The 24,311-nt window shown below is 69.8% G+C and carries 18 protein-coding genes; 7 read left to right on the top strand and 11 right to left on the bottom strand.

The window, feature by feature from the left end; translation table 11 throughout:
• Window positions 1-259: 259 nt before the first annotated feature.
• Entirely contained in the window at window positions 260-751 is a 492-nt protein-coding gene (rraA, locus tag CW359_RS29540) for a ribonuclease E activity regulator RraA (protein ID WP_105973236.1), read from the top strand.
• Window positions 752-818: 67 nt separating this feature from the next.
• Here the strand turns inward: rraA and CW359_RS29535 are convergent, their stop codons facing one another.
• Genes CW359_RS29535 through CW359_RS29520 form a run of 4 tightly spaced genes read right to left on the bottom strand, consistent with a single transcriptional unit; the run spans window position 819 to window position 8,367 of the window.
• Complete coding sequence (locus tag CW359_RS29535; protein WP_105973235.1) at window positions 819-1,436, bottom strand: sarcosine oxidase subunit gamma; 618 nt, start codon at window positions 1,434-1,436, stop codon at window positions 819-821.
• On the bottom strand, window positions 1,429-4,626 hold the full coding sequence (locus CW359_RS29530) for a sarcosine oxidase subunit delta (RefSeq protein ID WP_105973234.1): 3,198 nt from the start codon (window positions 4,624-4,626) through the stop codon (window positions 1,429-1,431). The genes CW359_RS29535 and CW359_RS29530 overlap by 8 nt, the downstream gene beginning before the upstream one ends.
• Before the next feature lie 24 nt (window positions 4,627-4,650).
• Entirely contained in the window at window positions 4,651-5,883 is a 1,233-nt protein-coding gene (locus tag CW359_RS29525; protein WP_105973233.1) for a sarcosine oxidase subunit beta family protein, read from the bottom strand.
• A 36-nt stretch (window positions 5,884-5,919) separates the two neighbouring features.
• Entirely contained in the window at window positions 5,920-8,367 is a 2,448-nt protein-coding gene (locus tag CW359_RS29520; protein WP_105973232.1) for a GcvT family protein, read from the bottom strand.
• 324 nt (window positions 8,368-8,691) lie between these two features.
• Between CW359_RS29520 and CW359_RS29515 the strand changes: the two genes are divergently transcribed.
• Entirely contained in the window at window positions 8,692-9,189 is a 498-nt protein-coding gene (locus tag CW359_RS29515) for a peptidylprolyl isomerase (RefSeq protein WP_105973231.1), read from the top strand.
• A 130-nt stretch (window positions 9,190-9,319) separates the two neighbouring features.
• Here CW359_RS29515 and CW359_RS29510 read toward each other — a convergent pair whose 3' ends face one another.
• The 4 genes from CW359_RS29510 to CW359_RS29495 all read right to left on the bottom strand — a co-directional run bounded on the left by CW359_RS29510 (window position 9,320) and on the right by CW359_RS29495 (window position 14,922).
• A complete protein-coding gene (locus CW359_RS29510) occupies window positions 9,320-10,309 on the bottom strand; it encodes an ABC transporter substrate-binding protein (protein ID WP_105973230.1) in 990 nt (329 codons plus the stop codon).
• Between the two features lie 13 nt (window positions 10,310-10,322).
• Window positions 10,323-11,849, bottom strand: a complete 1,527-nt coding sequence (locus CW359_RS29505) for an ABC transporter permease (protein ID WP_408647533.1) — start codon at window positions 11,847-11,849, stop codon at window positions 10,323-10,325.
• Between the two features lie 488 nt (window positions 11,850-12,337).
• Window positions 12,338-13,429: a quaternary amine ABC transporter ATP-binding protein gene (locus CW359_RS29500; RefSeq protein ID WP_105973228.1), complete on the bottom strand. Its 1,092-nt coding sequence runs from the start codon at window positions 13,427-13,429 to the stop codon at window positions 12,338-12,340.
• A 20-nt stretch (window positions 13,430-13,449) separates the two neighbouring features.
• Window positions 13,450-14,922: an aldehyde dehydrogenase family protein gene (locus CW359_RS29495; RefSeq protein WP_105973227.1), complete on the bottom strand. Its 1,473-nt coding sequence runs from the start codon at window positions 14,920-14,922 to the stop codon at window positions 13,450-13,452.
• Between the two features lie 253 nt (window positions 14,923-15,175).
• Between CW359_RS29495 and purU the strand changes: the two genes are divergently transcribed.
• The 4 genes from purU to CW359_RS29475 all read left to right on the top strand — a co-directional run bounded on the left by purU (window position 15,176) and on the right by CW359_RS29475 (window position 20,054).
• Complete coding sequence (gene purU / locus CW359_RS29490; protein WP_105973226.1) at window positions 15,176-16,057, top strand: formyltetrahydrofolate deformylase; 882 nt, start codon at window positions 15,176-15,178, stop codon at window positions 16,055-16,057.
• A gap of 271 nt (window positions 16,058-16,328) precedes the next feature.
• Window positions 16,329-17,744 (top strand): family 2B encapsulin nanocompartment shell protein, encoded by a 1,416-nt coding sequence (locus CW359_RS29485; protein ID WP_105973225.1) that lies wholly within the window; start codon window positions 16,329-16,331, stop codon window positions 17,742-17,744.
• A 56-nt stretch (window positions 17,745-17,800) separates the two neighbouring features.
• Window positions 17,801-19,144: a family 2 encapsulin nanocompartment cargo protein terpene cyclase gene (locus tag CW359_RS29480; RefSeq protein ID WP_105973224.1), complete on the top strand. Its 1,344-nt coding sequence runs from the start codon at window positions 17,801-17,803 to the stop codon at window positions 19,142-19,144.
• Between the two features lie 16 nt (window positions 19,145-19,160).
• Window positions 19,161-20,054 (top strand): geranyl diphosphate 2-C-methyltransferase, encoded by an 894-nt coding sequence (locus tag CW359_RS29475; protein ID WP_105973223.1) that lies wholly within the window; start codon window positions 19,161-19,163, stop codon window positions 20,052-20,054.
• A 58-nt stretch (window positions 20,055-20,112) separates the two neighbouring features.
• On the opposite strand, the gene CW359_RS29470 is transcribed toward CW359_RS29475, so the two are convergent.
• Both CW359_RS29470 and betA read right to left on the bottom strand, forming a co-directional pair.
• Window positions 20,113-20,949, bottom strand: a complete 837-nt coding sequence (locus CW359_RS29470; RefSeq protein WP_105973222.1) for a methylenetetrahydrofolate reductase — start codon at window positions 20,947-20,949, stop codon at window positions 20,113-20,115.
• A 3-nt stretch (window positions 20,950-20,952) separates the two neighbouring features.
• Window positions 20,953-22,626 (bottom strand): choline dehydrogenase, encoded by a 1,674-nt coding sequence (betA, locus tag CW359_RS29465; protein WP_105973221.1) that lies wholly within the window; start codon window positions 22,624-22,626, stop codon window positions 20,953-20,955.
• Window positions 22,627-22,827: 201 nt separating this feature from the next.
• On the opposite strand from betA, the gene CW359_RS29460 reads away from it, so the two are divergent.
• On the top strand, window positions 22,828-23,592 hold the full coding sequence (locus CW359_RS29460; protein ID WP_105973220.1) for an IclR family transcriptional regulator: 765 nt from the start codon (window positions 22,828-22,830) through the stop codon (window positions 23,590-23,592).
• 51 nt (window positions 23,593-23,643) lie between these two features.
• Here the strand turns inward: CW359_RS29460 and CW359_RS29455 are convergent, their stop codons facing one another.
• Window positions 23,644-24,219, bottom strand: a complete 576-nt coding sequence (locus CW359_RS29455; protein ID WP_105973219.1) for an AMIN-like domain-containing (lipo)protein — start codon at window positions 24,217-24,219, stop codon at window positions 23,644-23,646.
• Between the last annotated feature and the right edge of the window lie 92 nt (window positions 24,220-24,311).

Raw genomic sequence — 24,311 nt, 5'->3', positions numbered from 1 at the left:
GTGCGGCACGAGACGCTCCCTTTCCGCCCAGGACCCCCCGCGCCGACTCTTCGCGCAGCCGGTCGAGGAGCTGAGCGTATGAGTATGCGGTGGCATGGCCAGGCTAGAAAGCGCTTGCTATGTGCACTTGCACCCTAGGACAGCCCCCGCCCGGACGTCCAGACGATCGACGCCGGTGAACCCCCGGAGAACCGCCGCCCCATGGCATCGTTCTCGTCGCAGCCACCACGACGCACCACGACCCTCCTCTGGAGCAGCCATGCCGACGACCCCGACGACCCCGATCCCCACCGCCGACCTCGTCGACGAGTACGGAGACGAACTGCGCGTCTGTGACGTCCAGTTCACCTCGTACGGAGCTGTCCCCGCGTTCGCCGGACCGGTCCGCACGGTCTCCGGCACCGAGGACAACGCCCTGCTGCACGAACTGCTCCGCACCCCCGGCGAGGGCTGTGTCGTGGTCGTCGACGGCGGGGCCTCGCTGCGGACCGCGCTCCTCGGGGACCTGATGGCCGGGCGGGCGCGGGACAACGGCTGGGCCGGCGTGGTGATCTACGGCGCCGTCCGCGACAGCGCCGTCCTGGCCGGGATCGAACTCGGCGTCCAGGCGCTGGGCACCAACCCGCGCAAGAGCGCGAAGGCGGGCGCGGGCGCGGTCGACGTGCCCGTGACGTTCGGCGGGGTCACCTTCGGCCCCGGCGACATCCTGCACGCCGACCAGGACGGGGTCGTACTGCTGCCGAAGGCCTGACGGTCCGGGGGTGTACCGACCGTCAGGCGATGCGCTCCAGCCCGACCGGCGAACGCTGTCCTGACCGTCAGGCCGGGTACTCCACGTACTCCGTCGCCGCGTCCAGCAGCCAGTCCGTCAGATAGCCCGCGAAGGAGGAGCGGACCAGGACCCAGAAGCCGGCGCGGGCCTCGTCGCGGGCGACCAGGACGACCTGGGTGCGGCCCAGGGTCGTCTGGGCGCAGTGCCCCGCGCCGAAGACGCGGGGGTGCAGGTCGAGGGCGCAGCCGTGGGCCAGCAGGTCGCGGGCGCGCGGGCCGGTGACCAGGAGGGTGGTGCGCTGGGCGGAGACGTCGGTGACGGCGACCGGCTCGTCCCCGGCCGCCTCCCTGATACGGGCCTCCAGGTCCCGTTCGCCGCCGGGCGGGCCCACGATCAGCCACTCGTCGGGGCCGAGCCACAGGGCGACCGACTCCCCTGCCCGTACTGCCGTGTTGGGGGCGAGGGGCAGCGGGAGGTCCAGGGCGAGTCCGACGGCGTCGGCGGCGGCGCCCTTGGCGTCGAGGCGGACGTTGAGCTGGGTGAGGAAGGGGAGTTCGGCGAGCCGGATCGCGCCCCGGGAGGCGCGGGTCGCGGCGGCGAGGCGGCCGGCCGCGTCGGACAGGGGGGAGACGGGGCTGCGGAGCAGGGTGGTGGTGTCAGCCATCTCGGCGGGCTCCCTCGGGGTCGAAGAGGACGGGGCTCGCGACGGTCACCGGGACCAGCCGGTCGCCGACGGGGGCGTACAGGCGCTCGCCGAGGCGTTCCCGGCCGCCCTTGATCAGGGCGAGGGCGAAGGTCCGGCCCAGGGCGGCGCTGCGGTAGCTGGAGGTGACATGGCCGAGCATCGGGACGGGCGGCGCGGGCAGCACGCTGTCGGCGACCAGTTGGGTGCCCTCGGGGAGGAAGGTGCCCGGGTCGTCCGGGAGGAGGCCCACGAGGTGCTTGCGGTCGGGGCGGGTGTTGTCCGCGCGGGCGTAGGACCGCTTGCCGATGAAGTCGGGCTTCTTCTTCGACACCACCCAACTCATGCCGAGATCCTGCGGAGTTACCGTGCCGTCGGTGTCCTGCCCGATGATCGGGTAGCCCTTCTCGGCGCGCAGGACGTGCATGGTCTCGGTGCCGTAGGGCGTGATGCCGTACGGGGCACCGGCCTCGTACAGCGCATCCCAGAGGGTGCGGGCCTCCCAGGGCGACACGTTGATCTCGTAGGCGAGTTCGCCGGAGAAGCTGATCCGGCAGACGCGTGCGTCGATGCCCGCGACGGGGGTCTCGCGCCAGGCCATGAAGGGGAAGTCGTCGTTGGCGACGGCCAGTTGGGGCGCGAGGGAGCCCAACACCTCCCGGGAGCGGGGACCGACGAGGGCGACCGTCGCCCACTGCTCGGTGACCGAGGTGCAGTGGACGCGCAGGTCGGGCCACTCGGTCTGGGACCACTCCTCCATCCAGTCCAGTACGGCGGCTGCGTTGCCCGTCGTCGTGGTGACCAGGAAGCGGTCCTGGGCGAGGCGGATGACGGTGCCGTCGTCGAAGACCATGCCGTCCGGGCGGCACATCACGCCGTAGCGGATCATGCCGACCTTCAGGGTGCTCATCATGTTCGTGTAGAGCAGGTCGAGGAAGACGCCCGCGTCCGGGCCCTGTACGTCGATCTTGCCGAGGGTGGAGGCGTCCATGAAGGCCACGCCGTCCCGCGCGGCGGCGCACTCGCGGAGCACCGCCGTCTCCATGTCCTCGCCCGCCTGCGGGTAGTACCAGGGGCGCTTCCACTGGCCGACGTTCTCGAACAGCGCGCCCTGCTCGACATGCCAGCCGTGCAGGGCGGTCGTCCGGATCGGGTCGTGCAGCGCGCCCCGGTCGCGGCCCGCGAGGGCGGCGAAGGAGACGGGCGTGTACGGCGGCCGGAACGTGGTCGTGCCGAGCGCCGAGATGTCGACGCCGAGCAGTGCGGCCACGATCCCGCTGGCCAGCAGCCCGGACGTCTTGCCCTGGTCGTTGGCGGTACCGGCGGTGGTGTAGCGCTTGGTGTGCTCGACCGAGCGCATTCCGGCGCCGGTGGCGCGGGCCAAGTCGTCGACGGTGACGTCTCGTTGGAGGTCCACGAAGGAGCGGGTGTCGGAGGCGTCGGGGATGGCGTACACGTGCATGGGCGGGGTGTGGGGCTGCGCGGCCGGGGTGGGGAGGCTCGGCTCCCGGGGCAGGTAGCCCTCCGCCTCGATCGACCGGGACGCGGCGGCCACACCCTGCGCGAGGACCGACGGCAGATCCGGTACGCCGGTCACGCTGCCCGCGACCTCGACGGCCTGCCGGCAGCTGTCGGGGACGAAGGTGCCGAACGCGTCGTCGTAGCGGAGCTTGCCGCCCGCCTGGCTGAAGAGGTGGGCGACCGGGTTCCAGCCGCCGGAGACCAGGAGCAGGTCGGCGGCGAACTCCCGCTGCACTCCTGCCGGTTCACCTCCGTACGGGGCTACGGTGACCGCCGTCAGACGCGCGTCGCCCGCCGTACCGACGACCGCGTGACCGGGCAGCACCTCGATGCCGGCGGCCCTCGCACGCTCCGCCCACGCTCCCGGTTCGGTGCGGGTGTCGACGATCGCCGGCACCTCCGCGCCCGCCGCGACCAGGTCCAGTGCGGCGGCGTACGCGCTGTCGTTCGTGGTGAACACGACCGCCCTGCGGCCGGGGAGCACGCCGTGGCGATGGATGTACGTACGCGCCGAGGCGGCCAGCATCACGCCGGGGCGGTCGTTGTCCGCGAAGGCGAGGGAGCGTTCGTGGGCGCCGGTGGCGAGGACGACCCGGCGGGCCCGGATGCGCCAGACGCGTTCGCGGGAGACGTTCGCGGGGGCGGCGGCGCCGAGGTGGTTGGTGCGGCGCTCGACGGCGAGGAGGTGGTTGTCGTCGTAGTGGCCGAAGACGGTTGTGCGGCGCAGGAGTTGTACGTCGGGAGACGCCTCCAGGTAGGTGACGGTCGACTTCACCCAGTCGAGGTGCTCGCCCGTGCCGAGGAGGCTGCCGCCCAGCTCCGGGCGGTCGTCCGCGAGGATGACGCGGGCGCCGGTGCGGGCGGCTGCCGCCGCCGCTGCGAGGCCCGCCGGGCCCGCGCCGACGATCAGCAGGTCGCAGTGGGCGTGTACGGCGTCGTAGCGGGCGGGGTCCGGGGTGGTCGCGAGTCTGCCCTGGCCGGGGAGGCTGGTCGCCACCAGGCCCTCGTACAGCTCCACGGTGGTGGCGGGGAGCATCGGTTCGGGGAAGGGGGCCTCGATCTGGATGACCGCGTTGGGTTCTTCGGGGCCTGCGGAGAAGATGCCTCGGGGGCGGCCGAGTTTGATGCTGGTGCCGGTGTGGATGACGCCGTTGGCGAGGAGGGCGGAGGCGAGGGTGTCGCCTTCGTTGCCCTGGTACTCGGTGCCGTCGAAGGTGAAGGTGAGGGGGGTTGTTCGGGGTGCGGTGGGGAGGCGGAACGGCTGGGTTTCCTCTTCCCCCACCCCACCCCTTCCCGAAAGTTCTGGGGGCTGCGCCCCCAGGCCCCCGGTCGGCCCTGAAGGGGCCTCGTCCTCAAACTCCCCCAGAGGGGGGACCCCCGGACGGGCTGGAAGCATGCCCCCGTCCACCGCCATCAGGAACTCGTTCGTGCCCGTGTCCCGAACGGCGTTGAACCACCTTCTGCAGCCTGCCGCGTGGTTCCACCGCTCCGCGAAGGGGCCCCTCGGGTTGGCGCGGAAGAAGAGGTAGCGGGCCCATTCCTCGTCGGTCAGGGTCGACGGGTCCGCCGGGTACGGGACGTGGGCCTGGCCGCCGTAGTGGAACTCGGCCTCGTCGCGGGGCCCGCACCACGGGCAGGGGATGAGCAGCATGTCGTTCGGCTCCCTTGAGGGTCCCTAGTGGGCCACCGCAGCAGCGCCGTGCTCGTCGACGAGCGCGCCGGTGGTGAAACGGTCGAGCGAGAAGGGGGCGTTGAGGGGGTGGGGGGTGTCATGGGCGATCGTGTGGGCGTAGACCCAGCCGACGCCCGGGGTGGCCTTGAAACCGCCGGTCCCCCAGCCGCAGTTGAGGTACAGGTTGTCCACCGGGGTGAGGCCGACGATCGGTGACGCGTCCGGGCTGACGTCCACGATGCCGCCCCAGGTGCGCAGCACATGGGCTCGGGCGAAGACGGGGAACAACTCCAGCGCCGCCGACATCTGTTCCTCGATGATGTGGAACGCCCCGCGCTGCGTGTACGAGTTGTACGAGTCGATGCCCGCGCCCATCACCAGCTCGCCCTTGTGCGCCTGGCTCACGTACACGTGCACCGCGTTCGACATCACCACCGTCGGGTGCACCGGTTCGAGGAGTTCGGAGACCAGGGCCTGCAACGGGTGGCTCTGGAGGGGGAGTTCGATGCCCGCCATCGCCGCCAGGACCGAGCTGTGGCCCGCCGAGCAGAGCGCCACCTTGCCCGCCGCGATCGGACCCAGGGTCGTCTGTACGCCCACGACCCGCCCGCCGACCACGTCCAGACCCGTGACCTCGCAGTTCTGGATGATGTCGACACCGGCCGCGTCCGCCGAACGGGCCAGGCCCCAGGCCACGTGGTCGTGCTTGGCGATGCCCGCGCGGGGCTGGTAAGTGCCGCCCATCACCGGATAGCGCACGTCCGGCGAGATGTTGACGATCGGGCAGACCTCCTTGACCTGCCGCTCGTCGAGCCACTCGGCGTCCACCCCGTTGAGGCGGTTCGCTTCCACCCTCCGCACGCTGTCGCGGACGTCCTGGAGGCTGTGGGCCAGGTTCAGAACTCCCCGCTGGGAGAAGAGGATCGGATAGTCCAGCTCCTCCTCCAGGCCCTCCCACAGCTTGAGCGCGTGCTCGTAGATGCCCGCGCTCTCGTCCCAGAGGTAGTTGGAGCGGATGATCGTGGTGTTGCGGGCCATGTTGCCGCCCGCGAGCCAGCCCTTCTCCAGCACGGCGACGTTCGTGATGCCGTGGTTCTTCGCGAGGTAGTGGGCGGTGGCCAGGCCGTGTCCGCCGCCGCCGACGACGACCACGTCGTACGAACGCTTCGGCTCGGGCGTGCGCCACAACCAGTCGGGGTGCTCCGGCAGTTCGGCGCCGGGGGTACGGGGGCTCATCGCGCGTCTCCGTCTTCTGCGAGTCGACTGTGGTGGTTAGCCGCGGAGGCGGGACATCGTCGGGTCGAACAGCGGCTCCTCGGCGACGACCGCCTCGACGCGCTCGTCGAAGTAGCCGATGTGCAACGCCGTGCCGGGCGTGGTCAGTTCGGTCGGCAGCCAGGCGTACGCGATGCCCTTGCCGATCGTGTAGCCGTACGCGGCGCTCGTGACGTAGCCGACGGCGCGCTCGCCGTCGTACACCGGCTCCTTGCCCATGACGCCCGACCTCGGGTCCTCGATGGTCAGGCAGGTGAGCTTGCGCCGTACGTCCGCCTTACGGCGTTCCAGGGCCGCCTTGCCGACGAACTCGCCCTTGTCGAGCTTCACGGCGAAGCCGACGCCGGCCTCGTACGGGTCGTGCTCGTAGGTCATGTCGGTGCCGAAGGAGCGGTAACCCTTCTCCAGGCGGAGGCTGTTGAAGGCGCCGCGGCCCGCCGCGATGCCGCCGAGGGGCTGGGCCGCCTGCCAGAGGGTGTCCCAGAGTTTCTGGCCCTGGTCGGCGGTGGTGTACAGCTCCCAGCCGAGTTCGCCGACGTAGGAGAGGCGCATCGCCGTCACCGGGACGCTGCCGATGTAGGCGCGTTTGGCGCGGAAGTACTTGAGGCCGTCGTTGGAGAAGTCGGCGTCCGTCAGGGGCTGGAGGACCTTGCGGGCCAGGGGTCCCCACAGGCCGATGCAGCAGGTGCCGGGGGTGATGTCGCGCACCTGGACCGTGCCGTCGGCCGGGAGGTGGCGGGTGAACCAGTCGAGGTCGAGGTTGCCGTTGGCGCCGACCTGGAAGAGGTCGCGGGCGAGGCGGGCGACCGTGATGTCGCTGCGGATGCCGCCGTCGTGGTCGAGGAGCAGCGTGTACGTCACCGAGCCGACCGACTTGGCGACCTTGCTGGTGGTGAGGCCCTCCAGGAAGTCGGCGGCACCCGGGCCGGTCACCTCCAGGCGTTTGAGGGCCGTCATGTCGTACATCGCGACCGTCTCGCGGGTCGCCTGGGCCTCGGCGCCGACGATCGGGGACCAGAACTGGGCCGCCCAGTCGTTCGGGGTCGGCACCGAACGGCCTTCCACCAGGGGCGCGTTGGCCTCGTACCAGTGCGGGCGTTCCCAGCCGTTCGCCTCCAGGAAGAAGGCGCCCAGTTCGCGCTGGCGGGTGTGGAAGGGGCTGGTGCGGATCGGGCGGGGGTGCCCGGACGGCTGGAGGGGGTGAAGGATGTCGTAGACCTCGACGAAGTTCTGGCAGTCGCGGGCCAGGACGTACTCCGGGGAGAGCTGGTGCGGCTCGAAGCGGTTGAGGTCGCACTCGTGGAGGTCGAAGGAGGAGCAGTAGCCGTCGACCAGCAGTTCGGCGACGGCGCGGCCGACGCCCGCGGAGTGGGTGACCCAGACGGCCTCGGCGACCCAGAAGCCCTTGACGTCCGGGGACTCGCCGAGGAGGGGGAAGTTGTCGGTGGTGAAGGAGAAGAGGCCGTTGATGCCTTCCTCTACCTTCGCGTCCTTGGTGGCGGGGAGGAGCGACTGGGTTTCCGTCCAGGCGGGCTCGAAGTCGTCCTCGGTGAACTTCAGGACCGAGGGCATCCCGCCGGCCGTGTCCGCCTCGTCGAAGGAGAGGATCTCGTCGGCGGTGACCGGCATCGGGCGGTGGCCGTAGTAGCCGATGCCGAGGGTGTCGAAGCGGTCGCGGTAGTAGAGGTCGGCGTCCTGGTGGCGCAGGATCGGCCGGACCGCCTCCTCCGTCTGACCGGCGAGCGCGGGGACGGGGCCGGTCCAGGCGAGCTGGTGCGCGAGCGGGGTGAGGGGGAGGTTCAGCCCGGCCATGCGGGCGATCTTCGGCCCCCAGATGCCGGCGCAGCACACGACGATGTCGGCGGGGATCTCGCCCTGGGACGTGAGGACGCCGGTGACCCGGCCGTCGCTCTGTTGGATGTCCAGCACCTCGTGGCGGGGCAGGAAGCTCACGCCACGCTCGGTGGCCCGGCGGATCTGGGCCTCGACGGCGAGTACGGCCTTGGCGAGGCCGTCGGTGGGGACGAGGAGGCCGCCGAGGACGCGGTCGCGGTTGAGGAGGGGGTGCTGGGCGGCGCACTCGTCGGGGGTGAGGAGACGGGCCTCGATGCCCCAGGCGGTGATCCAGCCGTGGCGGCGGTGGAGTTCGGTGAGGCGCTCGGGGGTGGTGGCGACTTCCAGGCCGCCGACCTGGAGGAAGCAGGGCTGGCCGTCGACGTCGAGGGAGCAGAACTTCTCGACGGTGTAGCGGGCGAGTTCGGTCATCGTCTTGGACGAGTTCGTCTGGAAGACCAGGCCCGGGGCGTGGGAGCTGGAACCTCCGGTGGCGGGAAGCGGTCCCTGGTCGACCACGGTCACTTCGGTCCAGCCTCGCGCGGAGATCTCGTCCGCGAGTGCCGCGCCGACGACACCCGCTCCGATGATGACCACTCGGGGTCCCGCCATCGCCGCACCTCCGGTTGAAAACCAGTCCAGGCCCTCAGTGTCAGTTGCTTGCTACGCAACATGACTCAGGTTGCGCAACTCAATGTGCCCGCCTCGCAGGTGGGTGTCAAGAGGGTCAGGGAGGTGGGAGAGGAGGCCTCTCCGGCGAGGACGACCACCGGTGGGGGCGGTCCCCGGCGGGGCGGTCCCCGGCCGGGGCAGAAACGAAGAAAGCCCCGCGCTCGCGGCGCGGGGAACACACAAGTGGTGCGGGCGGTCACGCGCCGGGGCGGCCTACGGGCGGGCTCACCGGCGGGGCACAAATCGGCGTGACAGGATACCCGTATGTCTACCAACGTATTCTTCGACATCACCATTGACGGCGACGCCGCGGGCCGCATCGTCTTCAAGCTGTACGACGACGTCGTCCCCAAGACGGCGCAGAACTTCCGCGAGCTGGCCACCGGCCAGCACGGCTTCGGGTACGAGGGCTCCGGCTTCCACCGCGTCATCCCGGAGTTCATGCTCCAGGGCGGCGACTTCACCCGTGGCGACGGCACGGGCGGCAAGAGCATCTACGGCGAGAAGTTCGCCGACGAGAACTTCAAGCTCAAGCACACCAAGCCGTTCCTGCTGTCGATGGCGAACGCCGGCCGGAACACCAACGGCTCGCAGTTCTTCATCACCACGATCGTCACCTCGTGGCTCGACGGCAAGCACGTCGTCTTCGGCGAGGTCGTCGAGGGCCAGGACCTGGTCACGCGGATCGAGTCCCTGGGCTCCCAGTCCGGTGCCACCCGCGCGAAGATCGTCATCGCCGCCTCGGGCGTCGTGAGCGAGTAACACCCTCTCCCGCCGAGGTCCGCCCGGTCATCCCGGCGCCCGGCAGCCCGTGGCGGGACCGCGGCAGCCCTTGAGCTGCGGCAGCCCCGCCACGGGCCCCTGGAAGAGGCCGTACCCGACCATCCCGGTACTACTTGATCCAGGCGTCAACCTTCGCCCGGTTCGCGTCGACCCACTTCTTCGCCGCCGCCTCCGGCGTCATCTTGTCCTCGGCTATGTACTTCGCCACCGTGTTCTGGTCGTCGTTCGTCCAGGTGAAGTTCTTCACCAGGTCGTACGCCGGACTCCCCGACTTGGCGAACTTCGCGCTGACGATCTTGTCCAGCTTGTACACGGGGTAGTCGCACGCCACCTTCTCCAGGTCCGCGTCGCAACCCGCCTTGTACTCCGGCAGCTTCACCTTCACGAGCGGCACCTCGGCCATGAACCACTGGGGCTCGTAGAAGTAGCCGATCACCCACTCCTTGTTCTTCTCCGCCTTGCGGAAGGCCTGGATCAGCGCCGTCTCGCTGCCCGCGTACACCACCTTGAAGTCCAGCTTCAGGTTCTTCACCAGCGCCTCGTCATTGGTGACGAAGGACGGGTCGCCGTCCAGCAACTGGCCCTTGCCGCCCGACTCCGACGTCTTGAACTCCGCCGCATACTTGTCGAGGTTGTTCCAGTCGGTGATGTCCGGGTGCGCCTTGGCCAGCCACGGCGGTACGTACCAGCCGATCAGCCCTTCGTTGCCGGTCGCGCCCACCTCCACCGCCGTCTTCTGGTCGGTGATGTACTTCTTCTTCAGGTCGTCGTGGCCCCAGTTCTCGATGACGGCGTCCACCTCGCCCGTCCCGAAGCCCTGCCAGGCGATCTCCTCCTTCAGGTCCTTCTTGGTGACCTTGCACCCGAGGTCGTTCTCCGCCACGTACGCGACGACCGCCGCGTTCGCCTCGTAACCGACCCACGGGTTCACCGCGAGGTTGAAGGTGCCGCACTTCCCGGACGACCCGGAAGCCCCGGACGAGTCGTCGGAGCCCGACGCCGTGTCGCCGACCTTCGCGCCACCGCAGGCGGTGAGGGCGAGGCCGAGCACCGCCACCCCGGCCGCGCCGACTCTCCACTTTGCTGCTTGTCCTGCCATGGTGGGTAGCTCCTTACGCGCCGGCACGCCGCGCCGCTGCTTGAGTGATCCGGTCGAACATGACTCCGAGAAGGACGATGGCCAGCCCCGCCGCCAGCCCCTTCCCGTACAGCTGCCCCTGCGAGAAGCCGGCCACGACGTCGTAGCCGAGGGCGCCCGCGCCTACCAGGCCGCCCACAACAACCATCGACAGCACGTAGATCAGACCCTGGTTGGTGGCCAGGGTCAGGGCTCCGCGTGCCATCGGCAGCTGGACCTTGGTGATGATCTGCCAGGTGTTGCACCCGGCGGAGGTGGCCGCCTCGACGGTCGTCGCGGGCACGTTCCGTACACCGTCCGCGATGATCTTCATGGCGACGGGCGCCGCGTAGACGATCGCGGCGACGATCGCCGTGAAGCGGGTCGCGCCGAACAGCGCCAGGAACGGTACGAGGTAGACGAACGGCGGCATGACCTGCGCCGCGTCGAGGGTGGGCCGGATCAGGCGGTCCGCGACCGTACTGCGGGCCATCCACACCCCGACGACCACGGCCAGCAGCATCGTCATGACCGTGGCCACGAGCGTGGACGCCAGCGTCGTCATGCTGTCCGACCACAAGCCGGTCCCGACCAGCAGGCCGACGCACACCGCCGTCGTCACCCCGGACCGCCAGCCGCCGAGGACCACGCCGAGCCCGACCAGGACCGCGCCGACGAGCCACCAGGGCGAGTCAGTGAGCAGCGTCTGGAAGGGGTTGAGCAAACCGTTGGTGAGGGCGTCGCGGAAGGCGTTGGTGAGGCCCGACAGGTTGTCCTGCACCCAGGTGCTCGCGGTGTCGGCGGCGCTCGCGACGGAGCTGCCGACACTGCCCTCACCCGGGAACTCCGCCGCCCATACATAGGTGTGGGAGAGGTAGACCAGGACCGCGGTGACCGCCGCGCCCGCCACCACCAGCTGCCGGCGCCGGGCGAGGAACCGGCCGCCCGAGCGCCGCGCCGCCTCCTCGCGTCCGCTGGCCGCTGTCGTGACCCGGTCCAGGACGATCGCCATGATGACAATGGCGAGGCCCGCGTTGAAGGCCGTACCCACGTCGAGCGACTGGAGGGCCTGGATGACGGTCTTGCCGAGGCCGGGCGCGTCGATCAGGGCGGCGATGGTCACCATGGCGAGGGCCGCCATGATCGTCTGGTTGACGCCCATGACGACGGTCCGCTTGGACATCGGCAGCAGCACCTTCAGCAGCGACTGCCAGCGGGTGGCGCCCAGCGAGTCGGCCGCCTCGACCGTCGTCTCCGGCACGGACCGGATGGCGTGCGCGGTGATGCGGATCGCCGGCGGGGCCGCGTAGATGACGGTGGCGATGGTCGCGGAGGCGCCGCCGATGAGGAAGAACAGGGTCAGCGGGGCGAGGTAGACGAAGGTGGGCATCGTCTGCATGAAGTCCAGGACGGGCGTCATCACCTTGTTGACCCGGTCGGACAGCCCCACCCACACCCCCAGCGGGATCGCGAACAGCAGCGCCACGAGCACCGCCGTCAGCGTCAGGGCGAGCGTGTCCATGCTCTCCTGCCACAGCCCCTGCAGTCCGAAGAACACGAACCCGGCGACGGTCAGCAGCGCCACCCGCCAGTTGCCCACGGCCCACGACACGAACCCGGCGATCCCTACGACCCCGAGCCACCCGATCTGCGGCAGCGGCCGGGAGTCGGACGGCTGGGAGATCAGGTGCTGGACGAAGGTCGCCAGGTTGTCGATGACCAGGCGGATCTCGTTGAAGAAGTAGAGGAAGAGCGGGTTGGAGTTGCGGTTGGCGCCGATCGAGTCGTAGACGTCGTTCAGCCACCGGTGCAGGTCGGTGAGGTCCGCCGCCGCGAGGGTCAGCGTGTTCGTGCCGCGCAGTACGGCGAACAGCACCAGCCAGACGACGAGGATCGCCCCGACCACCACACGCCGGCTGACCCGCCGTACGGCTGCGGCGGGCGCGGCCTCGGGCACGGCGTCCTCGGGCCCGGGCGGCTCGGGCGTCGGCGGTTTCTCCACGGCGACGGTCATCGCGCGTCGCCTTCCTGCCCGGCGACGACGGCGAGGATCTCCTCGTCGCCGACGATGCCGAGCAGCTTGCCGTTCTCGACGACCTTGACCGGCTTCTCGGCGGCGAGCACGGCCCGGGTGGCCTCCCGTACGACGACATCGGGGCCCAACTCCGGCCCGTCCAGGGCGTCTTCGTCGACCGGCGGACGCATGATCCAGCGCAGGGTGAGGACATCGGCACGCGGTACGTCCTTCACGAACTCGCGTACGTAGTCGTCGGCCGGGGCGCCCACCAGCTCGTCGCCCGTGCCGCACTGGACCATCTTGCCGTCGCGCATGATGAGGATGCGGTCGCCCAACTTGAGGGCCTCGGACAGGTCGTGGGTGATGAACACCATGGTCTTGTGGACCTCGTGGTGCAGCCGGATGACCTCGTTCTGCATGTCCCGCCGGATCAACGGGTCGAGTGCGGAGAACGGCTCGTCGAAGAACAGGACGTCCGGTTCACCGGCCAACGCCCTTGCCAGGCCCACGCGTTGCTGCATACCGCCGGAGAGCTGATCGGGATAGGAGTTCTCGTACCCGGAGAGCCCGACCAGCTCGACGACCTCCAGCGCCCGCTTCATCCGCTCGGCCCGGCCCATCCCCCGTATCTCGAGCCCGAAGGCGACGTTGTCGACGACCCGCCGGTGCGGCAGCAGCCCGAAGTGCTGGAACACCATGGAGAACTTCTGCCGACGCAGCTCGCGCAGCCGCTTGTCGTCGGCGTCGCGGATGTTCTCGCCCTCGAAGACGATCTCCCCCGCGGTGGGTTCGATCAGCCGGGTGAGACATCGCACGAGGGTCGACTTCCCGGACCCGGAAAGGCCCATGACGACGAACACCTCGCCGGGCGACACGTCGAAGTGCACGTCCCGTACGGCGGCCGTGCAGCCCGTACGGTCCATCAGCTCGCGTCGGGTGAGCCCGCACAGCTCCTCCGATTCCGGCACCCGGTCGGCCTTCGGCCCGAACACCTTCCACAGGCCGCGCACGGAGATGACCGGCGTGCCGTCCGAGTCCTGGGGCGTGCCGCGCCGCTGCGGCACCTCGGTCTGTACTGGGGTCACGATCGACCTCTTTTCGGCGTTCAGCCGCGGAACCAGTGCTGCGGCCGGGGTTGGATGTTCTGCCAGATGTGCTTGGGCTCCCGGTACTCGTCCAGGCCGGACGGTCCCAGTTCCCGGCCTACGCCCGAGTGCCCGAAGCCACCCCATTCCGCCTGCGGCACATAGGGGTGGTAGTCGTTGATCCACACGGTGCCGTGCCGCAGCCGCCGGGCGACCCGCTGGGCCTTGCCCGCGTCCTGCGTCCACACGGCTCCCGCGAGCCCGTACTCGGTGTCGTTCGCGATGCGTACGGCATCGTCCTCGGCGCCGCTGAAGCGCTCGACGGTGAGCACGGGCCCGAAGGACTCCTCGTGCACGACCCGCATGTCCTGCGTGCACTCGTCGAGGACGGTGGGCGGGTAGAAGTGCCCGCCGGCGAGGGCGGGTTCGTCCGGCCGCGCGCCCCCGCAGCGCAGCACGGCGCCCTCGGCGAGCCCGGCGGCGACGTAGGCCTCGACCTTGGCGAGATGCTGGGCGGAGATGAGCGCCCCGGTCTCGGCGTCGGGGTCGAAGGGCCCGCCGAGCCGTATCTGCCGGGCCCGCCGCACCACTTCGTCCACGAACCGGTCATGGATGGAATCCTCGACAACGAGCCTGGCCCCGGCGGAGCAGACCTGCCCGGAGTGCAGGAAGACGGCCGTGAGGGCGAAGTCCACGGCCGTCTCGAAGTCGGCGTCGGCGAACACGACGTTGGGGTTCTTCCCGCCGAGTTCCAGGGCCACCTTCTTCACGCCCGCGGCGGCGGTGGCCATGATCCGTTTCCCGGTCTCCAGGCCGCCGGTGAAGGAGACGAGGTCGACGTCGGGGTGCTCGGAGAGCGGCGCTCCGACCTCGGGCCCGGCGCCCAGGACGAGGTTGGCGACACCGGCGGGGAGCCCGGCCTCGGCGAGCGCGCGGACGAGGAGGACGGAGGTGGAGGGGGTGAGTTCGCTGGGCTTGAGGACGAAGGTGTTCCCGGCGAGAAGGGCCGGGGCGACCTTCCAACTGGCCTGGAGGAGCGGGTAGTTCCAGGGGGTGATGAGCCCGCAGACCCCGACCGGCTCGTACACGACCCGGCTGACGGCGTCGTCCCGCCCGGTGTCGATGACCCGCCCGGCGTCGACGCCCCCGATCCCGCCGTAGTACCGGAAGCAGGAGACGACGTCGGCGATGTCGTACTCGCTCTCCACCAGCCGCTTGCCGGTGTCGAGGGACTCGGCGCGGGCGAACTCCTTGGCGTCGCGCTCCATGATGTCGGCGGTGCGGAGCAGCAACTGACCGCGCTCCCGTTCGGGAGTACGCGGCCAGGGTCCCGTGTCGAAGGCGCGGCGGGCGGCGGCGATCGCGGCCTCGGTGTCGGGGCGGGTCCCCTCCGAGACGGTGGCGGCGAGCGTGCCGTCGGCGGGACATCGGATTTCCCGGCGGCCACCGGCCACCGGCTCCCGCCATTCACCGTCCACATACAGGTCTGCCACGCGCCAAGCCTTTCCATAGGAATTCGTTGCGCATCGTGCACCCAATTGCTTGTGGTGGAACACCCTGGCGAATGTGCAGACATACGTCAAGTAGTTGGCGGATGACGATTTCGACAGCCCCCGAGGTCACGGGCGCGCGCCGCGCCCACATACACCAGACAAGGCCCGACCGCCCTTGACGCGACCGGCCACCGAGCCGACCATGTTGCGTATCGCTCACCATGTTGTGCAATACGCACCAACGGAGGCTGACGTGTCCCCTGAGTTCCCGCGCCCGCAGACCGGCAGCGAGTACGTCCTCACCCTCTCCTGCCCCGACAGCTCGGGGCTGGTGCACGCCGTGAGCGGCTTTCTCGTCCGCAACTCGGGAAACATCCTGGAGAGCCAGCAGTTCGATGACCGGCTCCAGGGCCGTTTCTTCATGAGGGTCCACTTCGACGTTTCCGATCCAAACGCGGGACTGGAAAATCTGCGTTACCGATTCGGTCCGGTGGCGGAGGCGTACGGCATCTCCTGGACCCTTCGGGAGGCGTCGACGCCGACCCGCACCCTGATCATGGTGTCGAAGTTCGGCCACTGCCTGAACGACCTGTTGTTCCGCCGCCGCACGGGCGGCCTGAACATCGAGATCCCGGCGATCGTCTCCAACCACCGCGACTTCGAGAGCCTGGCGGAGAGCTACGGCGTCCCCTTCCACCACATCCCGGTGACAAGGGAGACGAAGCCGGAGGCGGAGGCCCGACTGCTGGAGCTGGTACGGGAGTTGGAGATCGACCTGGTGGTCCTGGCCCGCTATATGCAGGTCCTCTCCGACGACCTGTGCAAGGAGCTGGAGGGCATGGCGATCAACATCCACCACTCCTTCCTCCCCAGCTTCAAGGGGGCGCGGCCGTACGAGCAGGCGTACGACCGGGGCGTGAAGCTGGTCGGCGCGACGGCGCACTACGTCACGCCCGAGCTGGACGAGGGCCAGATCATCGAGCAGGACGTGGTGCGGGTGGACCACTCGCTGGACCCCGGGGAGCTGGTGACGGTGGGCCGGGACGTGGAGGCGCAGGTGCTGGCGCACGCGGTGAAGTGGCACAGCGAGAGCAGGGTGATGGTGGAGGGGAACAGGACGGTGGTCTTCCGCTGAGGTCCGCATTTCGTATACGGGGTCGGTATTTCGTATACGTGGGCGGCATGACGGATCTCTGAGGTCGAGCCGACAAACCACATCCCGCCGGTTTTCACTGCTTCGAGCTACCTCACTCAACTCCCCGAACGACGCGGCCGGTTTGGCGGCTAGGTTGCTGCGAGTGGACGGATTCCCTTGATCCCTCTCGCCAGTTGCCTCCTCCTCCCTGTCTCCCGGTCGGCGTACCCGTGTGCGTCGGACGACCCGTCGTGCAAGGAGCAATCCCCCGATGTCTGTCGACAGCACCCCGGAAGCGCGGACCGCGGCCGACGTGCCGCAGCAGTCCCTGAGCACCGCCGCCGCCCGCAACCTCGCCGGCACCACCAAGTCCGCCCCGCAGATGCAGGAGATCACCTCCCGCTGGCTGCTGCGGATGCTGCCCTGGGTCGAGACCGGGGGCGGTGTCTACCGGGTCAACCGGCGGTTGCGCCACACCGTCGGCAGCGGGCGCGTCGAGTTCGTCCAGGAGGGCGCCACGGTCCGGGTGATCCCGCAGGCGTTCGCCGAACTGGCCCTGCTGCGCGGATTCGAGGACACGGAAGTCCTCACCGCCCTCGCCGACCGCTGCACACAGCGTGACTTCACGGCGGGCGAGGTCCTCGTCGAGCGCGGCGGTCCCGCGGACCGGATCCATCTGATCGCACACGGCCGGGTCAGCCAGACCGCCGAGGGCGAGTACGGCGGAGAGATCGCCGTCGCGGTGCTGGCGGACGGCGCCCACTTCGGCGAGAACGCGCTGTCGGACCCCGACGCCCGCCACGACTGCACGGTCACCGCCGAGACCTCCGGCACCCTCCTCACCCTCTCGCACGCCGACTTCGCCGCCGTCCGGGCCGCCGCACCCCACCTCCAGGCCCACGTCGATCAGTTCGACTCCCGTACCCGGCAGCGTCAGAACAAGCACGGTGAGGCCGAGATCGCCCTGTCGGCCGGTCACGTCGGCGAGGCCGAACTGCCCGGCACCTTCGTCGACTACGAGTTGCGCCCGCGCGAGTACGAACTCTCCGTCGCACAGACCGTGCTGCGGATCCACACCCGGGTCGCCGACCTCTACAACGGTCCGATGAACCAGAGCGAGGAGCAACTCCGGCTCACCGTCGAGGCGTTGCGCGAGCGCCAGGAGCACGAGCTGATCAACGACCGGGAGTTCGGGCTGCTGCACAACGTCGACTTCAAGCAGCGCATCCAGCCCCGCGAGGGTCATCCGACCCCGGACGACATGGACGAGCTGCTCTGCCGCCGACGCGGCACCAAGATGTTCCTCGCCCACCCCAGGACCATCGCCGCCATCGGACGTGGTTTCAACGCCTGCGGTCTCTATCCCGACCATGTCGACCTCGGCGGGCAGTCCGTCCCCGCCTGGCGCGGGGTCCCCATCCTGCCCTGCAACAAGATCCCGATCAGCAGGGAGCAGACCAGCGCCATCATCGCGATGCGTACCGGTGAGAAGAACCAGGGCGTCATCGGCCTGCGGCAGACCGGGCTGGTCGACGAGTACGAACCGGGGCTCTCCGCGCGGTTCATGGGCATCAACGAACAGTCGGTGATCTCCTACCTGGTCAGTACCTACTACTCCGCCGCGGTGCTCCTGCCCGACGCCCTCGGCGTGATGGAGAACGTGCAGATCGCCCCCAGGCCGCGCTGAGGCCCTGATCCGTCGCAGGCCCACGCCGCCCATCACAGGTCCACAAGGAGCCGCCGATGCCCGACTCCGGGTCCCTCGGGTCACTTTCCCCCGACCAACTGCCGACACCGCCCACCGCCGTGCCGGACACCGGTACGCCGGCCGTCCCCGACCTCCCGGTCACGCCGACCGCCGTGCGCTTTCTCGCCTCGCTGCATCCACCGGTCCCGCTCCCCACCCCGCCACCACCCCCCACGGCCGCATCCGCAGCCGTATCCGCAGCCGCCGTACGGGACACGCCTCACCCCGCCGAGGCCGCTTCCGCCCTCCAGCGGATCCTGCGCGGACCGAGCGGACTGGGCGCGACCGCGCTCTCGTTGACGGGCGGCCACGCCCCCTCGCTCCCGGTTCCGGGGGCCCCGGCATCCGCGCCGCCCGCCGAGGGGCGAGCCGTTCCCGGCCTCTACCACCACTCCGTCCCGGAGCCCGACCCGGTGCGGGTCGAGGAGGTGAGCCGCCGGATCAAGGACTGGGCCAAGGACGAGGTCCAGCTCTTTCCCGAGGAGTGGGAGGGGCAGTTCGACGGCTTCTCCGTCGGCAGATACATGGTCGGCTGCCACCCCGACGCCCCGACGGTCGACCACCTGATGCTCGCCACGCGGCTGATGGTCGCGGAGAACGCGGTGGACGACTGCTACTGCGAGGACCACGGCGGGTCACCCGTCGGTCTCGGCGGGCGCCTCCTCCTCGCGCACACCGCGCTCGACCACTTCCACACCACCGCCGAATACGCACCGGCGTGGCAGGAGTCGCTCACCTCGGACGCCCCCCGGCGGGCCTACCGCAGCGCGATGGACTACTTCGTCCGCGCGGCCACGCCGTCCCAGGCCGACCGCTACCGGCACGACATGGCCCGGCTGCACCTGGGCTACCTCGCCGAGGCCGCCTGGGCACAGACCGGCCATGTTCCGGAGGTGTGGGAGTACCTGGCGATGCGCCAGTTCAACAACTTCCGGCCCTGCCCCACGATCACCGACACCGTCGGCGGCTACGAGCTGCCCGCGGACCTGCACGCCCGGCCGGACGTGCAACGGGTCATCGCGCTGGCCGGCAACGCGACCACCATCGTCAACGATCTCTACTCGTACACCAAGGAACTCGACAGCCCGGGCCTGCACCTGAACCTGCCGGTGGTGATCGCGGAGCGCGAGAAGCTCTCCGAGCGCGACGCCTATCTGAAGGCCGTCGAGGTCCACAACGAACTCCAGCACACCTTCGAGGCCGCCGCGGCCGACCTCGCGAAGGCCTGTCCACTGCCCAGCATGCTGCGCTTCCTCAAGGGCGTGGCCGCCTGGGTCGACGGCAACCACGACTGGCACCGGACCAATACCTACCGCTACACACTGCCCGATTTCTGGTAAAGAACGGAATTTATCTGTGACCACTGAAACAACCGCTACCGCCACCTCTACCGCAACCGCCACCGTGAAGATCCCGGCCCCGGCGACGCCGTACCAGGAGGACATCGCCCGCTACTGGAACAACGAGGCACGGCCCGTCAACCTGCGCCTCGGTGACGTGGACGGGCTTTACCACCACCACTACGGCATCGGCCCCGTCGACCACTCCGCGCTCGGCGATCCGGCGCACAGCGAGTACGACAAGAAGCTCGTCGCGGAGCTGCATCGACTGGAGTCGGCGCAGGCCGAGTTGCTCATGGACCACCTCGGCACCATCGGCCCCGACGACACCCTCGTCGACGCGGGCTGCGGGCGCGGCGGATCCATGGTCATGGCCCACAACCGCTTCGGCAGCAGGGTCGAGGGCGTCACCCTCTCCGCCACCCAGGCCGACTTCGGCAACAGGCGCGCGCGGGAACTGGGCATCGCGGACCAGGTCCGCTCCCGGGTGTGCAACATGCTCGACACGCCCTTCGACAAGGGCAGCGTGGCGGCGTCGTGGAACAACGAGTCGACCATGTACGTCGACCTGCACGACCTGTTCGCGGAACACTCCCGCTTCCTGAGGGTGGGCGGCCGGTACGTGACCATCACGGGCTGCTGGAACCCCCGCTACGGTCAGCCGTCGAAGTGGGTCTCCCAGATCAACGCCCACTTCGAGTGCAACATCCACTCCCGCCGCGAGTACCTGCGCGCCATGGCCGACAACCGGCTGGTGCCGAACGCCGTCATCGACCTCACCCCGGACACGCTGCCCTACTGGGAGCTGCGGGCCACGTCCTCGCTGGTCACCGGAATCGAGGAGGCGTTCATCGAGTCGTACAAGGACGGCTCCTTCCAGTACGTCCTGATCGCCGCCGACCGCGTGTGAGCCCGGCCTGGCGGGGCGAGGTCTCCCACCGGAGGCCCCGCCCCGCCAGGAGCGAACCTCAGCCTGCCAACCGCTCCAGCACGGCCCGCCGCCACCGTTCCGTCTCCGCGACCTGGTTGAACGTGAACAGGTGCAGGCCCGCCACCCCCGCCCCGGGTGCCGTGAGCGCCCCCTCCACCTGGGCAAGCAGCCTCTCCGGCGAGTATCCGCCGGGCGCGGCGAACCGCAGGAACCACAACGGGTGCCGGGCCAGGAAGCGGGTGGACTCGCCCACCCCGATCTTCGTCGCCATCGACAGCAGCTTGGCCCGCTGCACCGGCCCGGCCACCCCCACGTACACGGGCAGGGAGACATCCCGCCCTCGTATACGACCCACCCACTCCCCCAACACCCGCGCGTCGAAGCACAGGTTGCTCACGATGTACGTCGCGTGCTCCCGTTTGTCCCACATCGACTGGATGGTGACGTCGTCGTGGATGAGCGGATGGCTCTCGGGGTAACCGGTCACGCCGACATGCGTGAACGGGCCGCCCAGCTCACCGAGCCTCCGCAGCACCGGCAAGGCACCCTCGTACGCCCCGGCCGGTGGATCCGAGTCGCCCGCCGGCACGAAGACGTCATCGACCCCCACCTCCCGCAGCCGGTCGACGACGTCCTTGAGATGCGTGTCGTCCCGCAGCAGCCGCGCAGGCACATGCGGGACGACCCGATACCCGTGCCCCGCCAGCCGCTCGGCGAGGTCGAGAGTCGGCTCCAGTCCCTTGACCGGCGACGCCGTCACCGTGACGACGACGTCGCGCGGCACATGGGCCAGCACCTTCTCCTCGGTCGCCTTGGCGGGCAGCACCTCGTACCGGACGCGCTCCAGCAGCGACCTCAACCCCGAGGCAGCCAACGCCTACCCGCCCTGCTCGGCGTCACGGAGGCGGTAGTACACGGCCTTTGAGGCGGGCAGCGGCTCCTTGCCGAGGATCAGGTCGGCGGCCTTCTCGGCGATCATCATCACCGGCGCGTAGATGTTCCCGTTGGTGACGTAGGGCATGACGGAGGCGTCCACGACCCGCAGGCCCTCCACCCCGTGCACCCGCAGACTCTCGGGGTCGACGACGGCCATCTCGTCCGCCGCGGGCCCCATCTTGCAGGTGCAGGACGGATGCAGCGCCGTCTCGCCCTCCTTGGCGACCCAGTCGAGGATCTGCTCGTCCGTGTCCACCTGGAGCCCCGGCGAGACCTCGCCGTCGTTGTACGGGGCCATCGCGGGCTGGTTGAGCAGCCTGCGCGCGACCCGGATCGCCTCGACCCACTCCCGCCGGTCCTGCTCGGTGGAGAGGTAGTTGAAGCGCAGGGCGGGGTGTTCGCGCGGGTCCTTACTCTTGATCTTCACCGAGCCGATGGCGTCCGAGTACATGGGCCCCACGTGCACCTGGTAGCCGTGGCCACCGGCGGGCGAGGAGCCGTCGTAACGGACCGCGATGGGCAGGAAGTGGAACATCAGGTTGGGGTAGTCGACGTCCTCGTTGCTGCGGGCGAAGCCCCCCGCCTCGAAGTGGTTGGTGGCCGCCGGACCCTTCCTGAACAGCCACTGGAGCCCGATGAAGGGGGCCCGCCACTTCGCCATGTACGGCTGCATCGACACGGGCTGCTTGCAGGCGTACTGGACGTACACCTCAAGGTGGTCCTGCATGTTCTCGCCGACGCCCGGAAGGTCGTGCACGACGTCGATGCCCAGGGCGCTCAGCTCCTCGGCGTTCCCGACGCCCGACAGCTGGAGCAGCTGCGGTGAGTTGATCGCGCCGCCACAGAGGATGACCTCCTTGGCGCGGACCTCCTGCACCGGTCCCCTGCCGTGCCGGTACTCGACCCCCACCGCCCGCTTGCCCTCGAAGAGCACGCGGTTCACGAAGGCACGCGTCTTCACGGTGAGGTTGGGCCGCTTGCGGACGGGCTTGAGGTACGCCTTCGACGCGGACAGCCGCCGCCCACGGTGGACGTTCCGGTCGAACTTGGCGAAGCCCTCCTGCCGGTACCCGTTGACGTCGTCCGTCGCCGGGTACCCCGCCTCCACGGTGGCCTTGAGGAAGGCGCCGAAGAGCGGGTTGGTCGCCGGGCCGCGTTCGAGGACGAGGGGGCCGTCGTGGCCGCGGAACTCGTCGTCGGGGTCGGCGGCGAGACAGTTCTCCATGCGCCGGAAATACGGGAGACAGTGCGCGTAGTCCCACTTCTCCATGCCTGGGTCGGCCGCCCAGCGCTCGTAGTCCATGGGGTTCCCGCGCTGGAAGATCATGCCGTTGATGCTGCTGGAGCCGCCCAGCACCTTGCCGCGGGCGTGGTAGACGCGCCGCCCGCCCATATGGGGCTCGGGCTCGGACTCGTACTTCCAGTCGTAGAAGCGGCTGCCGATGGGGTAGGTCAGGGCGGCGGGCATGTGGATGAAGACGTCCCACGGGTAGTCGGACCGGCCGGCCTCCAGGACGAGCACCCGGTTCGCCGGGTCCGCCGAGAGCCTGTTCGCCAGTGCGCTGCCGGCCGATCCGCCGCCGACGATGACGAAGTCGTATTGCAGGGGAGCCATGATGTCTCGTCTCGCTCGCGCCGTAGATACGCGAGGCATGCTAATCCAGTAGCGCTATACGCACCAGGTTGCGGGACACGCAACATGCAAGGTCTTGATTTCGGAGCTGTTACCGGAAGGGGCGTTTTTTACTGCGCGTATAGTTTCGTTGTGAGCAACCACAGCACAGACACCGAAACGTCCAATTCACCGGCCGGCGGAGTGCAGTCGGTCGACCGCGCGATCAGCGTCCTGGAGATCCTCGCCCAACGCGGCGAGGCAGGCGTCAGCGAGGTCGCTGCCGAGATCGATGTTCACAAATCGACCGCGTTCCGGCTGCTCGGCGCGCTGGAGGCGCGTGGTCTGGTGGAGCAGGCGGGTGAACGCGGCAAGTACCGGCTCGGCTTCGGCATCGTCCGGCTGGCCGGCGCGGTCACGGGAAGTATCGACATCACGCAGCAGGGCCGTACGGTCTGCGAGCAGCTCGCCGAGGAGATCGGCGAGACGGTGAACCTCGCCGTGCTGCAGGAGCACTACGCCGTCAACCTGTTCGAGGCACGCGGCCCCGGGGCCGTCAGCGCGTACAACTGGGTCGGCCAGCTGACCCCGCTGCACGCCACGTCCAGCGGCAAGATCCTGCTGGCCCACCTCCCGGCGAAGGAGCGGACCGCGCTGCTGAACGGGGCGGGCCTGAAGAAGGTCACCCCGCACACGATCACCGCGAAGTCGAAGCTGGAGAAGGATCTCGTCGAGGCGCGCGAGCAGGGGTACGCCTGGACGCAGGAGGAGCTGGAGATCGGGCTGCACGCGATGGCGGCGCCGATCCGGGACCACACCGGGACGGTCGTCGCGGCGGTGAGCGCGTCCGGGCCCTCCTACCGGTTCACGACGGAGCGGCTGCACGAGACGGCGCCGCTGCTGGTCAAGGGGGCTGCGGAGATCAGCCACCGGATGGGGTTCGTGGCTGCTGCCGCCGGCGTGTCCTGAGGCACGGGTGAACAGGGACGTACGCCTGCGGCAGGAGTCACACGACAGGGCCTAGCTCGTCCAGCTGTGGGCGACGTCGACCACGACCCGGTCGGCCAACTGGATCACCCGGAACGGCAGTCGGGCGCGCACACCGAGCCCGACCTGGCTCTGGCCCTCGGAGGTGCCGCCGAAGCGGGCGTCCCGGAAGGTGCTGTACCCGCTGATGTTCACACCCGGCAGCGGCCTGCCCACCACACCCGGGTAGGTCGGTACGCCGGCCTCCAGGTCGTAGCTCCACGCACCCACGGCGATGTCGAGGATCGCCCCGCCGGCGACCGGGATGTACTGACCCGAGGGGTCCGCGTAGAACCGGTCCACGTACTGGACGGCATAGCCGACCTGACCGCCGCCGGGCACGTCGAACACGATGCGGTCGTAGCAGTCGTGCCGTCCGGTCCTGACGTCCGTCAGATGATCGGCCCCCATGACCGCGCCGCCGCTCTTGGCGCCGCTGCCCCAGCCCGTAGGACAGGCCGCCGCCGCGCGTGAGACCTCCGCCGGTGCCGCGCCTGCGGTGCCCGCCGCCGTCCCCAGCATGGTGCCCGCAAGCGCGAGCGCCGTCATCGCCGCTCTGATACCTCGCACCGTGTCCCCCTTGAAGCCCTTGGTCGCACAACTCTGACGCTGAGTGAGACTACCCATGGCACAGAAAGGTTGTACGTCGGACGAGGCGGGAC

It is taken from the genome of Streptomyces geranii, assembly GCF_002954775.1.
Lineage (GTDB): Bacteria > Actinomycetota > Actinomycetes > Streptomycetales > Streptomycetaceae > Streptomyces > Streptomyces geranii.
Note: the sequence above shows the minus strand (reverse complement) of the source record. Positions and strands in the feature narration are given on the sequence as shown.

What these genes read in the sequence shown, in the direction of transcription:
- CW359_RS29510 (WP_105973230.1), bottom strand. Translation starts at nt 10,309, where the DNA reads ATGGCAGGACAAGCAGCAAAGTGGAGAGTCGGCGCGGCCGGGGTGGCG.
- CW359_RS29485 (WP_105973225.1), top strand. Translation starts at nt 16,329, where the DNA reads ATGTCTGTCGACAGCACCCCGGAAGCGCGGACCGCGGCCGACGTGCCG.
- rraA (WP_105973236.1), top strand. Translation starts at nt 260, where the DNA reads ATGCCGACGACCCCGACGACCCCGATCCCCACCGCCGACCTCGTCGAC.
- CW359_RS29520 (WP_105973232.1), bottom strand. Translation starts at nt 8,367, where the DNA reads ATGGCGGGACCCCGAGTGGTCATCATCGGAGCGGGTGTCGTCGGCGCG.
- CW359_RS29505 (WP_408647533.1), bottom strand. Translation starts at nt 11,849, where the DNA reads ATGGACACGCTCGCCCTGACGCTGACGGCGGTGCTCGTGGCGCTGCTG.
- CW359_RS29535 (WP_105973235.1), bottom strand. Translation starts at nt 1,436, where the DNA reads ATGGCTGACACCACCACCCTGCTCCGCAGCCCCGTCTCCCCCCTGTCC.
- CW359_RS29530 (WP_105973234.1), bottom strand. Translation starts at nt 4,626, where the DNA reads ATGCTGCTCATCCCCTGCCCGTGGTGCGGGCCCCGCGACGAGGCCGAG.
- CW359_RS29525 (WP_105973233.1), bottom strand. Translation starts at nt 5,883, where the DNA reads ATGAGCCCCCGTACCCCCGGCGCCGAACTGCCGGAGCACCCCGACTGG.
- betA (WP_105973221.1), bottom strand. Translation starts at nt 22,626, where the DNA reads ATGGCTCCCCTGCAATACGACTTCGTCATCGTCGGCGGCGGATCGGCC.
- CW359_RS29480 (WP_105973224.1), top strand. Translation starts at nt 17,801, where the DNA reads ATGCCCGACTCCGGGTCCCTCGGGTCACTTTCCCCCGACCAACTGCCG.
- CW359_RS29515 (WP_105973231.1), top strand. Translation starts at nt 8,692, where the DNA reads ATGTCTACCAACGTATTCTTCGACATCACCATTGACGGCGACGCCGCG.